Below are 234 nucleotides of genomic sequence, written 5' to 3' on the forward strand. Positions count from 1 at the left end.
TGGAAGCACAACATCTGCATATGAAAGTCGATGATGCTGCCTTGGATCTGATTGCTAAAGCCGGTTTCGACAATGTGTATGGTGCCCTTACGCTCAAACGCGCCATCCAGTCAGAAATCGAAAATACGCTGTCAAAAGCATTGCTTGAAGGTAAATATGCACCTGATATCACAATCCATGTTAAAGAAGAGGGTGGTAAGATATTGTTTGCATAAGTTTAAAACAATGTAGTTT

Annotated in this window: 1 pseudogene; it reads left to right on the top strand. The window is 40.6% G+C overall.

Annotated elements, in window-relative coordinates:
* Positions 1–215 (top strand): annotated as a pseudogene (locus tag ACTHS3_RS18725) (AAA family ATPase); the annotation flags it as partial.
* Between the last annotated feature and the right edge of the window lie 19 nt (positions 216–234).

Source organism: Neisseria sp. P0009.S007 (assembly GCF_051962515.1).